The organism is Vibrio sp. Y2-5, from assembly GCF_014596725.1.
In the GTDB taxonomy this organism is placed as follows: Bacteria; Pseudomonadota; Gammaproteobacteria; order Enterobacterales; family Vibrionaceae; genus Vibrio.
Genome location: NZ_JACVEG010000004.1, coordinates 185,169 through 198,312 on the forward strand (window position 1 = coordinate 185,169; position 13,144 = coordinate 198,312).

A 13,144-nucleotide genomic window follows, 5' to 3' on the forward strand; every position below is an offset into this window, starting at 1 on the left:
CTCTATTGGCATAGTGACTCTTTGGCTTCAGCAAAAAGTATTTAGATTCAGCTTACTGGTTGATTGGTGGTTGATAAGAGGACTCACCTTTGGATGCAGCAAGCAACGAACTATAGACTGCTTTAAATGCTTGTTTCGGTTGATAGTTCTCATCAAACATCAGAGCACGACCATAACCAGTAAACCAACCGGGCACCCAACTGTACTTATCCGTCACGCCCCAAGTGGTGTACATATCCACCTCTGGATAATAAATAGCCATATCCATCAAACGGCTAAATATACGTGCCTGCGTATCAAGTGCGAAGTGACTAGCATTGTCGCGGATACGCACATCTATTTCAGTGAAGTGAATCTTAAGACCGAGATGTTTTAAGCGATCAATGTTGCGTGTAATGTCCTGCTCATTAAGAGAATGTTCTCCCATCAAATGCAGTTGGAAACCAACACCGTGAATAGGAACGCCCTCTTCCACCATGCTTTTCACTTTTCGATATATGGCGTTCGACTTAGCGCCCATCCCTTCATTGTTGTAATCGTTATAGAACAGCATCGCATCAGGATCCGCTTCATGGGCAAACTTGAAGGCGAGTTCCAGATAACGCTCACCAAGCACTTGGTACCAAAGGGTTTCACGATAAGAGCCATTTTCATTGAAACTTTCGTTCACCACATCCCAGTACTTCACTTTTCCTTTATAGTGACCAACAACTGTTTTGATGTGTTCCTCAAGTACTTTTTCCAGCTCAGGTGCGGTCCACTGCTTTTGAGTTAACCAGTCGGGATTTTGGTTGTGCCAAACCAACGTATGCCCTTTGACCTGCATGCTGTGCTGCTGCGCAAAATTCACCAGCTCATCACCTTTACTAAAATCGAATCGATCTCGCTGTGGATGAATGTTCACCCATTTCATCTCATTTTCTGGAGTGAGTTGGTTAAATTGACTTGAGAATGTTTTGGCAAAGTTAGGTTCTTTAAGATGACGAGTTTCTAACGCTGCACCGATATGGATATTGGACTGCTCTGCGAGTGATTTAAGGCTGGGAACTGGAAGTTCAGAAGCATGAACAGCAATTGGAGAAATGAGCGAACAGCTGACAACGAGCAAAGTGGTAATTGGGTGTTTCATTCTATTTTCCTTGAAAAGTATCAAGTGGAATAAAAAGAGAGCTGCTCAAATCGGGGGTCGATAGTGATGAAAGCAGCTCTGGAAAATTAGCCCTTAACCGCGCCTGAAGTTAATCCATCGATTAAACGACGCGAGGCAATGACAAACAGGAACAATAGCGGCAGAACGGCGATACTCGCTCCTATAGACACGGCACCCCATGGCACTTGGCCGGTACCTTGCAGCGCACGAAGTGCTAGAGGTACGGTGAACATTTTCATATCGTTCATTACAACCAGTGGTCCCATAAAGTTGTTCCAGGTACCAATGAAAGTAATCAAACCCAAGGTACCAAATGCTGGAAGAATCAGAGGCACAATAATGCGGTAGTAGATTTTGAACTCACGACAGCCATCCATACGCGCCGCTTCAACAAGCTCTTTCGGAATTGAGCTCGAGATGAACTGACGCATCATAAAGATACCCATTGCCCCACAAGCTGCAGGAACAATCAGTGCTTTGGGATCATTCATCCAACCCAGTTGCGACATCACCATTGCCGTAGGAATCATGCCAAGAAATGGTGGTATCAACATAGTTCCCATGATCATCACAAACAACGCGTTTTTAAAGCGAAACTCAAACATAGAGAATGCGTAGCCAGCCAGTGAACAAAACAACAAATTCAATGCTGTCACCACAATGGCAATAAACAAGCTCAATGCAAGGTTGTGCCAAAAGTAAGGCAGATAATCTATGAGCGTGTTGAAATTCGTCACCAAGTAGTCACCAAAGGTAATTGGTGGCGGCACAGATAGAATGCCCGTATTGGAATGCGACGAGAAAATAAACATAAAGTAAAATGGTGCCAGCATGATAATCGCACCGATAAACACGGTGATGTAAGCTATCAGCTTATCTTTGCCCATTGATTTCATTAGTCGTTTCTCCCACCTAATAGTTTGCTATTGAGCCACGTTAAACCCGCAATGATCATAAATAGAATCCAGGAAATAGCAGACGCCGTACCAAAGTCACTCTCTACGAAAGCAGTAATGTACATGTGCATAGCCGCAGTTTTACCCGCTTGCTCAATACCACCTGTACCACCGGTAATAATGAACGGTTCTTCAAACAGCTGTAGGTTACCAATGATGGTTAAAGTTACCGCAAAGAACGCCATTGGTTTTAGCATTGGAAGTGTGATGTGCCAGAATTGCTGATAGCGGTTTGCACCGTCGATAGTCGCTGCTTCATAAAGATCTTTCGGGATCGTTTGTAACGCAGAAAGATAAAGCACGGTATTCCAACCTACGAAGCGCCAAAATACGACAAACGAAATCATATCTTTGGTATAAGCAGGACGAGACCAGTCAATATTCTCTGTTGGGAACAACCATGCCAGAACTTTTATATCTGCAATTGTAAAATTCCCCAATGAAGTAAGCACTTGGTTAATCATGCCGTAATCACGTGAGAATAGCGTGGTAAACACAAGTGAAATCGCCACTGTAGAAGTAATGTACGGTACAAAGTAGATGCCAATGACCGTGTTTCTCATGCGTGTAAAACTAGTATGAATAAAGTATGCCAGCGGCAAAGCCACTGCATGCTGAGGAATCCCCGATTTCAACGCGATAATAAAGGTGTTGTAAATGGAAGATTGGAACCATTCATCCTCAAGTGCGAAAACATAGTTTTCTACCCCAACCCATTCCATTGAAGCCAATCCGGCTGCAGGCTCCCAATAGTGAAAAGACAGGTATAAAGAGAAAAGAAGCGGGAATAAGCCAAACGCGCCGAAAATAATAAAGAAAGGGCTGACATAAAGATATGGCGCTATTTTGTTTCCTTTTCTTAGCCAGAAATTTCTGCGTCTGGAGGCATTAAGTGGACGTGTCATTGTTGTCATAGGATTATTTCCAAAATTGCTATATGACGCGGGGCTACCGATGCAGCCCCGGTTCTAACGATGAATTAACGACGACGAGCACGACGTTTGATTTGTTTCTCTGCATCTGCCAATACTTGGTCAATGTTGGCATCTTTCTCTAGAACTTTTTCCAGAGCATCATTCACCACCTGACGCGCAACTTCATCGTAACGGTCAACGGTCAGTGCTGGAATGTGTTTGGTTGTTTCACGCCAAATTAGACGAGCCTTTTGACCACCTAAGTATGGGATTTCTTGGTTGAAGAAATCATCGTTGTGTGTAGAAACCAGCACAGGGAACGCGTTAATTTCTTTAAAGCCAGCTAGCTGAATTTCTTTGTCAGTCGCCATGAACTCGATGAATTTCCAAGCTTCTGCTTTGTGCTGCGCTTTTTTAGGAATCGCGTAGAATGAACCACCCCAGCTCGCCATAGCGCCATCTGGCAGTTGAGAAGTACGCCATAGGCCAGTCGCATCCGGAGCAATCCAACCTTGTAGGTGACCGCCGAGCCAAGCCCCCATCATTTGAACAGATACCGCTCCACGACGTAGACTTTCCGTCCATTCGTTTGACCAAGCAGCCACTTTCGCGTCAATACCTGCATCACGGGCCTTCTTCGCTAAACGGAACGCTTCTTTAAAACGTTCGGAGTTAACAAGGATATTGTGGTCTTTGTCGAAATAGAGCCCCTCGCCTTCTTTAAGGTTTGAACGAATAACAATGTCTTTAATGTCTACCGCATTAGCGATCAGGTAGTTACCCGTTTTCTCTTTGATCTTAATACCCGCTTTGATAAAAGAGTCCCAATCTTTTAGTAGCTCTTCTTCTGTAACACCAGACGCGTCTAAAATGTCTTTACGATAAAAGGTTGCACCCGGACCGATGTCCGCAGGAATTGCTGAAAGAACACCGTCAGAGTTGGTTGCTTGTGCAACAGAGTAAGGCACCAATTTATCGGTAAATGCACCGGCTCCATAAGGCGACATGTCATCCAGACCGCCGCTCTCAATAAACTGACCCACATAGCTGTATTCGATACCCATCACATCTGGAAGGTTCGCGCCAGTTGCAAGTGCAGTTGTCATCGCATTGTGATGGTCCGCATAAGCGAGAGTGACAACTTTAACCTTGATATCAGGGTATTTTTTTTCAAACATTGGTACCGCAATTTCTGCCACTTGGTTGAAATTGGGGAAAGAAGCAACCGTAATCTCAGTGGGTGCAGCAAACGCTGACACTGAAAAAACAGACGCTGCTATAGCAGAAGCAATGATGTTCTTTTTCATAATTTTTCCTTATTGGATTATGACCTTGTCGTTTTTATCAAACACATGAACCTTGTTTTTATCGAAATAGAGTTCAAATTTGTCGTGAATCTTTTCATCGGTATAAGGCACTTCAGCAATGATTCTCTTATTGCCAAATAAACATTCGATATGCTTTACCGCGCCCATTAACTCAACCTGTTTGAGTTGAACCGTTATAGAGGCAAGATTTTCAGTTTCTATATTTGTTGGAGACAGATGGAAATCTTGGGCTCGGATACCTACCGATAAAGGTTTTACGTCACCAACCCGTTCGATTGTCGATTGGAAAATAAAGGGTCTTACCGCGTCACCGAGGTTTTCCAAGATGTTCATCTCAGGGGAGCCAATAAACTTGGCAACAAATTTACTATTTGGATGGTTATAGATTTCTTTTGGAGAGCCGATCTGTTCAATCACACCGTTATTGAGAATGGCGATACGATCCGCTAGGGTCATCGCTTCAATTTGGTCATGTGTCACGTATACCACGGTTGTTTTCGTGCGTTTGTGCAACAGTTTGATTTCTGAACGCATCTGACCACGAAGCTTAGCGTCTAGGTTAGAAAGAGGTTCATCAAATAGAAACACATCTGGGCTGCGAACCATTGCGCGCCCCATAGCAACGCGCTGGCGTTGCCCGCCTGAAAGTTCTTTAGGTTTACGTGATAACAGTGGAGTCAGTTCTAAAACCTCTGCGATTTCAGAAACCATACGCTTACGTTTTACTTTATCGAAGCCCAAGTTTTCGAGAGCGAATGCCATGTTCTCTTCCACCGTCATATGTGGATAAAGCGCGTAGCTCTGAAACACCATTGCGATGTTACGTTCAATAGGGTGAAGTTCGTTGATCACTTCATTTTCAATACAAATTTCACCATCGGTTATGTCTTCCAGACCAGCCAACATGCGCAGGGTTGTTGACTTACCGCAGCCTGATGGTCCCAATAAGACAATAAATTCACCATGTTGAATATTAAGATTGATACCTTTAACAACCTCTGTATCACCATAGTTCTTAATCAAGTTTCGAAATTGAACTGATGCCATGTTCCCACCAAAATATGTAATTAATAGCTTTCTTAACAACATATTATTCAGGTCGCTGATAGTAACAATTACCAATATTTGAAATTGTAATTACGATATTTCCTAATTGTGATAAGAGTCTTCAGAAAGGGTATTCCACGAAACTGTTTCATGAATTTTAAGTAAGAATCATCATTTATTTATGGCGTATATCACATAAAAAAACCAAGTAATAATACTTGGTTTTTTTTAGTTTATTTCCCACTACTCTGCTGCGCTTTTCCGATACTCAAACGGGGTATAGCCAAAGCACTTTCGGTATAGCTGGTTGAGATAATTTTGCCCCAAGTAACCACAACGTCTTGCTATGCTGTCCACTGGAAGAGATGTCTCTCGGAGTAGTTGCTTAGACTTGTCTAGACGCAAATTTGAAAGGTATTGATGCACAGTTTCCCCTTTCAAATCTATAAATTTTTTATCAAGTGTTTTTCTTGAAACCTTACAATAATCAGCTATTTGCATAACACGAATGTTGCGACTATAGTGCTTGTGAATGTAGAGAAGAGCGCTATTGACCACACTATCTGACTCAATGGCTGATTTTGCCGAACTATCAACATAGAGCTGTTTAGCTTTATAGCTTTGCTGTTTGCTTGAAGGTCGAGGATTGAGAAGAAGTTCGATGCACTCTCTTCCCAATTGTTTAGGATTTAAATCAATAGAGCTAATGGGTATTGGCGATATATCTCGCTCCAACTCGTCATAATCCGTTCCAATTATCGATACTTTATCCGGTACTGGAATATTATTCTCTATACAGTAACGTATAAACTTTCTGGCTGATCGATCTGTTGTACAAAACACACCGATTCTATTTTCTGAAGTTGTAATAGCTTCAATGGCATTAGAGTAATAACTGCATCCTAGTTTTAAAGCGAGTGAAGAGAAGCTATTTTTTCTTTCCGTAGCCCAAGACTGATAATAATCACCCAAGTCGGAATACACCGATACATGACGAATACCATCATTTATAAAATGTCCTAACGCAATATCTGCGACATACTGGTTGTCATTATAAATACACAGCACTCCATCTGGAGCATGTTCAACCCGTGCGTTGGAGAAAACCAGCTTTTTACCTGACAATTGTGAAATAAGATTGTCACAGCCACCTTTATCAAAGTCAGCTATCACATAGTTCCACTTTCTAGACAATAAATAGGTCGCATTTTCTATCGCATCTATATGAATATTAATATTCATATTTAATTCGTCGAGCTTAGACTTTACTCCTTTTAGTAACTCGCGATCATAGTGAATCATGGTATCGATAAGTAGCAGTAACTCCACACGAACCTCCATAATATAAACAAGGTTGCCAAAGATTAAACATCTATAGCAACCTTCTCACTTAGATAATATGACCAGATTGATTAAATACATGGCAGCAGTTTGGGTCAAAGAATAAGTTCATTGACGTTTTTCCATTCAGGTCTAAATCGGCTTCAACTTCAGCCACTAATTTTTGCTGTGCCATTGCCGCATTAATTTGTTGTGTGCTACCGAGTAATTCGCTGTTCATTACAGAAACATGCAGGCCTATGCTGCCTTCACCTTGACTGGCGTGAATATCCGTCGGACGAATACCCAAAGTAACGCTTTCTCCATCCATAGCGTCGTCGAAAGACTTACCTAAATCGACTTTTTGATCACCCAATACAACATGCCAGCTATTAGAGTCACGTTGTAATTTGCCTTCCATCATATTCATTGTCGGAGTACCAATAAAACTCGCAACAAATTGACTTGCTGGTTTATGGTACACCTCATAAGGCGTACCAACTTGCTCAATTTCACCATCGCGTAAAATAACGACTCGGTCTGCAAGGGTCATCGCTTCAACCTGGTCATGGGTTACATAAACCGTTGTTTTTGAATATTTATTATGTAAACTCTTAATTTCCCTACGCATTGAGTTTCGCAGTTTAGCATCCAAATTGGACAGCGGCTCATCGAACAAAAACACGTTTGGCGTACGAACCATAGCTCTTCCCATGGCTACCCTTTGGCGTTGACCACCGGAAAGCGCCCTCGGTTTACGTTTTAGCAACGGAGTCAGTTGGAGCATTTCCGCGATTCGATTGACCTCTTTCTCAATCTCAGCTTTTTTCTTGCCTTCCATTTTTAGTGAGAAGCCGATGTTTTCAGCAACGGTCATGTGTGGGTAAAGGGCGTAGCTCTGGAATACCATCGCAATATTACGTTCTTTCGGATTGAGGTCATTGACTACGACACCATCAATGAGAATCTCTCCGGAGCTGATATCTTCCAGACCAGATAGCATACGAAGAGTGGTTGATTTCCCGCAGCCTGAAGGGCCTAAAAACACAACGAACTCGCCGCTCTCAATCTCCAAGTTGATATCCTTAACAATATGCGTATTGCCAGAATAAACCTTGTTCACATTTTTAAAAGTTACCGAAGCCATCTTTATTCCCAATATGATTTCTAACATTAACAGTCATTCTTGCCATGTTAAATTTTTTCGCCAATTACCTTTTTTCTTAATCGAGTTTTTATATTTCACGATTGAGCCTTGGATCACGCATAAAAAGCCAACCCGCGGAAATCTCAATTTTTCAGCAGGTATAGACCTCACACTTTTCCATCCCATTTAAATATTAAAATAACGACTTAACCCTGAACAAATAATAAATTTGCTGTTCAAGCCAGTCATTTAATCTGCTTAATTAATCAAACATTAAATGTTATTTTTTAAATATTTACGTTTTGAAATGAGAAGTTATTCTTCAAACATCATAATAAAATGTCTTAAAGTTAGATATTTTTAGCCGTCTTAGGCTAGCTATCAGCACGAGTTCATAACAGTTTACTTTTTATTCTGTTATATTTTAAACGTTAGCGTCTGTATCTTTTCACACTAATCGGCTTGAGTAAGATACGCTTATCCTGAAGTCATCGTGACTCTTTGTTCATTTCTCACTGTTGAAACTATGAAAGAAAAACACTGTAAAGATTGCGGCGCATTGCTCGTCGAAAAAACCTGCGTCAACGAAGGGGTTGTACCTTTCTGTTGTCACTGTAATCAATACCGTTTTCCGGCATTTAACACCGCTATCAGCGCCATCATTTTAAGCCCTGATCAAACTAAAATTTTGCTGATACAGCAATATGGCAGCAAGGACAATATTCTGGTTGCAGGGTATGTCGCTCTAGGTGACAACCTAGAATCAACCTTGAACAGAGAAATTCAAGAAGAAGTTGGACTATCTGTCCACAGCTCCCGTTACATGAGTAGTGAGTTTCATTCGGGCTCAAATACCCTAATGTGCAACTACCTCTGTGTTGCTAGCTCTGAAGACTTATCGGGCACAAATCACGAAATTGATCATGCTGCATGGTTTTCTTTTGATAACGCTGTGAGTGAAATTAAACAAGGTAGCCTGGCAGAAACGTTTTTGCTGAGAGCCATAGAGTCCCTTAAATAGGTTTACATAACCTTTCCTTGCCAATACTCTTCTGCTGAATCGTTTTAGAGTAGACAGCCTACAACAATAGATTGGCTAAACTGTGAGTTATGAAATCAGATAAGCAAACACATTTCGTTTTAGATCGCCAAGCTAAACGAGAAGCCCTATGGGCAATCCTTCTCGCTTTAGGGTATTTTTTCTGGTGGTTCTTTAGCGCCTACATTGTTGCCGCGCCAGTAGATGAACAACAATTACCTCCATTATTTTGGGGCATGCCTTTATGGTTCCTGTTGTCCTGCGTCGTTGGACCTGTCGTTTTTACTCTGCTTTGCGCACTCATGGTGAAATATCTTTATAACGATATTGACCTCGATAGCTATGATGAAGACCAGTATGAATAGTCAGCTTATTATCCCTTTGTTCATTTATCTTATCGCCGTTTTCACATTGGCCTTTCTGACTCAGCGTTACAAAAAGGCCGGCAATTTTCTCACCGAATATTTTGTTGGTAGCCGAAGCATGGGGGGATTTGTTCTCGCCATGACCCTTGCAGCAACCTACGCCAGTGCCAGTAGTTTTATCGGCGGGCCGGGAGCAGCATACAAAATGGGGCTTGGTTGGGTATTGCTGGCTATGATCCAATTACCTGCGACTTGGCTTACTTTAGGTGTACTTGGGAAAAAATTTGCAATAGAAGCAAGACGCCACAAAGCACTGACAATAAATGACATGCTTTATGCCCGTTATAAGAGCCGAAAAGTTGTTATTTTCTCTTCACTTGCGCTACTTCTGGCTTTCTTCGGTACTATGGTGGTGCAATTCGTCGGTGGTGCAAGGCTACTTCAAACTGTCCTTGGAATTAGTTATCAGAATGGATTGCTATTGTTTGCCTGTACGGTTGGAATTTACACCACCATCGGTGGTTTTCGTGCCGTAGTCATGACAGACACCATTCAAGGGATAATGATGGTTATCGGTACTTTCATTCTACTGGCTGGTGTGATTCATGCGGGAGGAAGCTTAGAAAGTCTCGTCACTAAGCTTCACGATATCGATCCAGCACTGGTATCGCCATATGGGCCAAATCATTTCCTGAGCCAGCCGTTTATTTTGAGCTTTTGGATTCTCGTCTGTTTCGGCATTATCGGGCTGCCTCAAGCAGCTGTACGATGTATGTCATACAAAAATAGTGCTTCATTACATAGAGGCATGGTGATCAGTACTATCATGATTGCACTGCTGATGTTCGGAACTCACCTAACCGGAGCTTTGGGAAGAGCCTTGGTTCCTGAAGTCGCAAGCCCTGATCAGATCATGCCAACACTCATGATGACCGTTCTTCCACCGATACTTGCAGGTGTTTTCATTGCTGGGCCTATGGCAGCCATTATGTCGACTATTGACTCGCAGTTAATTCAGGCTTCATCAACTCTGCTTAAAGATCTTTATATTAACTACATCAATCCTCAGATCGTTGAAGACCAAAATGCGGACAAAAAATTAAGCCGGATTTCTCTATGGACAACGGGTATCTTTGCTAGTTTAGTTTTTGTTGCAGCGACCAATCCACCAGACATGATTATTTGGCTGAATCTTGTGGCTTTAGGCGGTTTGCAAGCCGTCTTTTTATGGCCTTTGGTATTAGGATTATACTGGTCGAGAGCTTCTTCTACTGGGGCTTTATCTTCTATGGTCTTTGGGCTAAGCGTTTACATTAGCTTAGTTTTGCTAAAGCCAGATATGGGAGGTATACACCCCATCGTTCCTACCATGATCACAGGACTGTCCGTGTTCATCATTGGCAGTATGTTGAAACCTCACAAAGAACTTAAACAGCGCTTAATGCCAATAAATCAAGATAGCTAAACAGTTTGAAAGAGTAAGACGCTATGTAAATACCTGATTTAATGCCCACAAGTTCTAGCTCATTGTAAATACAAAGCTTTGCAGTGTAACTAGGCATCATGGATACGTTATAGATACAAAGCTTCACCAGCGCTTGGGGATGCTCTCTATACCTTTCATGATTCATTAATAATTAACGGTCAGTTACAGAATATCGCTCAGCCACAATACAGATGTCGATAAAGCGAGCACTGCTCATGTTGAAACGACGCTGGATCGTTGCAGATCAAAAAAGCCATCGCTTAATCTCGTACCTATTGAAAATAAGTATGATAGCGATGGCTTATACCGAACTAAGCTAATTTAAAATTGCTTAATTACCAACCCGTTACTTCACGTAGCGCTTTACCGATTTCAGCAAGACTTTTCACTGTCTTAACGCCAGCAGACTCTAGTGCAGCAAACTTCTCGTCAGCCGTACCTTTACCGCCAGAGATAATCGCACCAGCGTGGCCCATACGTTTACCCGCAGGAGCCGTTACACCCGCAATGTAAGAAACAACAGGCTTAGTCACGTTTTCTTTGATGAACGCTGCCGCTTCTTCTTCCGCAGTACCGCCGATTTCACCAATCATTACGATTGCTTCAGTTTCAGGGTCTTCCTGGAATAGTTTCAGGATGTCAATGAAGTTTGAACCTGGGATAGGGTCACCACCGATACCAACACAGGTAGACTGACCGAAACCTTCGTCCGTTGTTTGCTTAACTGCTTCGTAAGTTAGAGTACCTGAACGAGATACGATACCTACTTTACCTTTCTTATGAATGTGACCTGGCATGATACCAATCTTACACTCATCTGGAGTGATAACACCCGGACAGTTAGGACCAATCATACGTACGCCTGTCTCTTCCAGCTTCACTTTTACATCGATCATATCGATGGTTGGAATACCTTCTGTGATAGTTACGATTAACTCGATACCTGCGTCAATTGCTTCGAAAATAGCATCTTTACAGAATGCTGCTGGTACGTAGATTACTGTCGCTGTAGCGCCAGTTGCTTCTACTGCTTCGCGTACAGTGTTAAATACCGGTAAACCTAGGTGAGTTTGACCACCTTTACCCGGAGAAACACCACCGACCATTTGCGTTCCGTAAGCGATCGCTTGTTCAGAGTGGAAAGTACCTTGACCGCCAGTGAAACCTTGGCAAATTACTTTAGTGTTTTTGTTAATAAGTACAGACATTATTTGCCCTCCACAGCAGCAACAACTTTCTGAGCTGCGTCAGTTAGTGACTCAGCAGCAATGATATCAAGGTCAGAACCAGCAAGGACTTCGCGACCTAGGTCAGCGTTCGTACCTTCAAGACGAACAACAACAGGAACGTTTACGCCAACTTCTTTAACCGCACCGATAATACCTTCTGCGATCATGTCACAGCGTACGATACCACCGAAGATGTTTACCAGAACGGCTTTCACATTCGCATCAGATAGAATGATCTTAAATGCTTCAGCTACACGCTCTTTTGTTGCGCCACCGCCAACATCTAGGAAGTTTGCAGGTTTGCCACCGTGTAGGTTAACAATGTCCATTGTACCCATTGCTAGACCAGCACCGTTAACCATACAACCAACGTCACCATCCAGTGCTACGTAGTTCAGTTCCCACTGAGCTGCGTGCGCTTCACGCTCGTCTTCTTGCGAAGGATCGTGCATTTCACGTAGCTTAGGCTGACGGTACATTGCGTTTGAGTCGATGTTAATTTTACCGTCTAGGCACAATAGGTTGCCTTCAGTAGTAATAACAAGCGGGTTAATCTCAAGCAATGCCAAATCATATTGAGAGAACATTTCGCCAAGACCCATAAAGATCTTCACGAATTGCTTGATTTGGTTACCTTCAAGACCCAGTTTGAATGCAAGTTCACGACCTTGGTAAGCTTGTGGACCTACGAGTGGATCAATTGCAGCTTTGTGGATTAGCTCTGGCGTTTCTTCAGCAACTTTTTCAATTTCCACACCACCTTCAGTTGATGCCATGAAAACAATCTTACGAGTTGCTCGGTCTACGACTGCGCCAAGGTATAGTTCATTAGCGATGTCAGTTGCGGTTTCAACCAAAATCTTTGAAACTGGCTGACCATTTGCGTCTGTTTGGTAAGTTACTAGGTTTTTACCTAACCATTTTTGAGCGAATTCTTTTACGCCTTCACTCGTGTCGTGAAGCTCTACACCGCCCGCTTTACCACGGCCACCAGCGTGAACCTGACACTTAGCAACTTTTTTACCCGTGATACGCTTAGCAGCTTCAAAAGCTTCTTGTGCAGTATCGCATGCATAACCTTCAGATACAGGCAGTCCAAATTCGGCAAACAGCTGTTTAGCCTGATACTCATGAATATTCATTACTTATTTCTCCTGTGAATA

The 13,144-nt window shown here is 42.5% G+C and carries 12 protein-coding genes; 3 read left to right on the top strand and 9 right to left on the bottom strand.

Translation table 11 applies throughout. From position 1 onward, the window contains the following. Window positions 1-52 precede the first annotated feature (52 nt). The 7 genes from HUO09_RS13235 to HUO09_RS13265 form a co-directional block, all read right to left on the bottom strand. A complete protein-coding gene (locus tag HUO09_RS13235) occupies window positions 53-1,129 on the bottom strand; it encodes an endo-1,4-beta-xylanase (RefSeq protein WP_188234271.1) in 1,077 nt (358 codons plus the stop codon). Between the two features lie 86 nt (window positions 1,130-1,215). Next, a complete protein-coding gene (locus HUO09_RS13240; RefSeq protein WP_167413051.1) occupies window positions 1,216-2,046 on the bottom strand; it encodes a carbohydrate ABC transporter permease in 831 nt (276 codons plus the stop codon). Continuing rightward, window positions 2,046-3,011, bottom strand: coding sequence for a carbohydrate ABC transporter permease (locus tag HUO09_RS13245; protein WP_373563701.1), 966 nt, complete (start codon window positions 3,009-3,011; stop codon window positions 2,046-2,048). The genes HUO09_RS13240 and HUO09_RS13245 overlap by 1 nt, the downstream gene beginning before the upstream one ends. A 74-nt stretch (window positions 3,012-3,085) precedes the next feature. Then, window positions 3,086-4,327, bottom strand: coding sequence for an ABC transporter substrate-binding protein (locus tag HUO09_RS13250; protein WP_188234273.1), 1,242 nt, complete (start codon window positions 4,325-4,327; stop codon window positions 3,086-3,088). Between the two features lie 9 nt (window positions 4,328-4,336). Then, window positions 4,337-5,395: an ABC transporter ATP-binding protein gene (locus tag HUO09_RS13255; RefSeq protein ID WP_188234274.1), complete on the bottom strand. Its 1,059-nt coding sequence runs from the start codon at window positions 5,393-5,395 to the stop codon at window positions 4,337-4,339. A gap of 243 nt (window positions 5,396-5,638) precedes the next feature. After that, window positions 5,639-6,724, bottom strand: a complete 1,086-nt coding sequence (locus tag HUO09_RS13260) for a helix-turn-helix domain-containing protein (RefSeq protein WP_188234275.1) — start codon at window positions 6,722-6,724, stop codon at window positions 5,639-5,641. A gap of 61 nt (window positions 6,725-6,785) precedes the next feature. Next, window positions 6,786-7,862, bottom strand: coding sequence for an ABC transporter ATP-binding protein (locus HUO09_RS13265; RefSeq protein ID WP_188234276.1), 1,077 nt, complete (start codon window positions 7,860-7,862; stop codon window positions 6,786-6,788). Between the two features lie 526 nt (window positions 7,863-8,388). Between HUO09_RS13265 and HUO09_RS13270 the strand changes: the two genes are divergently transcribed. The 3 genes from HUO09_RS13270 to panF all read left to right on the top strand — a co-directional run bounded on the left by HUO09_RS13270 (window position 8,389) and on the right by panF (window position 10,731). Next, on the top strand, window positions 8,389-8,883 hold the full coding sequence (locus HUO09_RS13270) for an NUDIX domain-containing protein (protein ID WP_188234277.1): 495 nt from the start codon (window positions 8,389-8,391) through the stop codon (window positions 8,881-8,883). 89 nt (window positions 8,884-8,972) lie between these two features. Next, a complete protein-coding gene (locus HUO09_RS13275; protein WP_188234278.1) occupies window positions 8,973-9,266 on the top strand; it encodes a YhdT family protein in 294 nt (97 codons plus the stop codon). Beyond that, the gene (gene panF / locus HUO09_RS13280) at window positions 9,259-10,731 is read left to right on the top strand and encodes a sodium/pantothenate symporter (RefSeq protein WP_188234279.1); all 1,473 of its coding nucleotides are present in this window, start codon (window positions 9,259-9,261) and stop codon (window positions 10,729-10,731) included. The genes HUO09_RS13275 and panF overlap by 8 nt, the downstream gene beginning before the upstream one ends. Before the next feature lie 356 nt (window positions 10,732-11,087). Here panF and sucD read toward each other — a convergent pair whose 3' ends face one another. Then, the gene (gene sucD / locus HUO09_RS13285; protein WP_188234280.1) at window positions 11,088-11,960 is read right to left on the bottom strand and encodes a succinate--CoA ligase subunit alpha; all 873 of its coding nucleotides are present in this window, start codon (window positions 11,958-11,960) and stop codon (window positions 11,088-11,090) included. Further along, on the bottom strand, window positions 11,960-13,123 hold the full coding sequence (gene sucC / locus HUO09_RS13290; RefSeq protein ID WP_188234281.1) for an ADP-forming succinate--CoA ligase subunit beta: 1,164 nt from the start codon (window positions 13,121-13,123) through the stop codon (window positions 11,960-11,962). Before sucC ends, sucD begins: the two co-directional genes overlap by 1 nt. Window positions 13,124-13,144: the final 21 nt, after the last annotated feature.

What these genes read in the sequence shown, in the direction of transcription:
- HUO09_RS13270 (WP_188234277.1), top strand. Translation starts at nt 8,389, where the DNA reads ATGAAAGAAAAACACTGTAAAGATTGCGGCGCATTGCTCGTCGAAAAA.
- sucC (WP_188234281.1), bottom strand. Translation starts at nt 13,123, where the DNA reads ATGAATATTCATGAGTATCAGGCTAAACAGCTGTTTGCCGAATTTGGA.
- HUO09_RS13235 (WP_188234271.1), bottom strand. Translation starts at nt 1,129, where the DNA reads ATGAAACACCCAATTACCACTTTGCTCGTTGTCAGCTGTTCGCTCATT.
- HUO09_RS13255 (WP_188234274.1), bottom strand. Translation starts at nt 5,395, where the DNA reads ATGGCATCAGTTCAATTTCGAAACTTGATTAAGAACTATGGTGATACA.
- HUO09_RS13240 (WP_167413051.1), bottom strand. Translation starts at nt 2,046, where the DNA reads ATGAAATCAATGGGCAAAGATAAGCTGATAGCTTACATCACCGTGTTT.
- sucD (WP_188234280.1), bottom strand. Translation starts at nt 11,960, where the DNA reads ATGTCTGTACTTATTAACAAAAACACTAAAGTAATTTGCCAAGGTTTC.
- HUO09_RS13250 (WP_188234273.1), bottom strand. Translation starts at nt 4,327, where the DNA reads ATGAAAAAGAACATCATTGCTTCTGCTATAGCAGCGTCTGTTTTTTCA.
- HUO09_RS13265 (WP_188234276.1), bottom strand. Translation starts at nt 7,862, where the DNA reads ATGGCTTCGGTAACTTTTAAAAATGTGAACAAGGTTTATTCTGGCAAT.
- HUO09_RS13275 (WP_188234278.1), top strand. Translation starts at nt 8,973, where the DNA reads ATGAAATCAGATAAGCAAACACATTTCGTTTTAGATCGCCAAGCTAAA.
- panF (WP_188234279.1), top strand. Translation starts at nt 9,259, where the DNA reads ATGAATAGTCAGCTTATTATCCCTTTGTTCATTTATCTTATCGCCGTT.
- HUO09_RS13245 (WP_373563701.1), bottom strand. Translation starts at nt 3,011, where the DNA reads ATGACACGTCCACTTAATGCCTCCAGACGCAGAAATTTCTGGCTAAGA.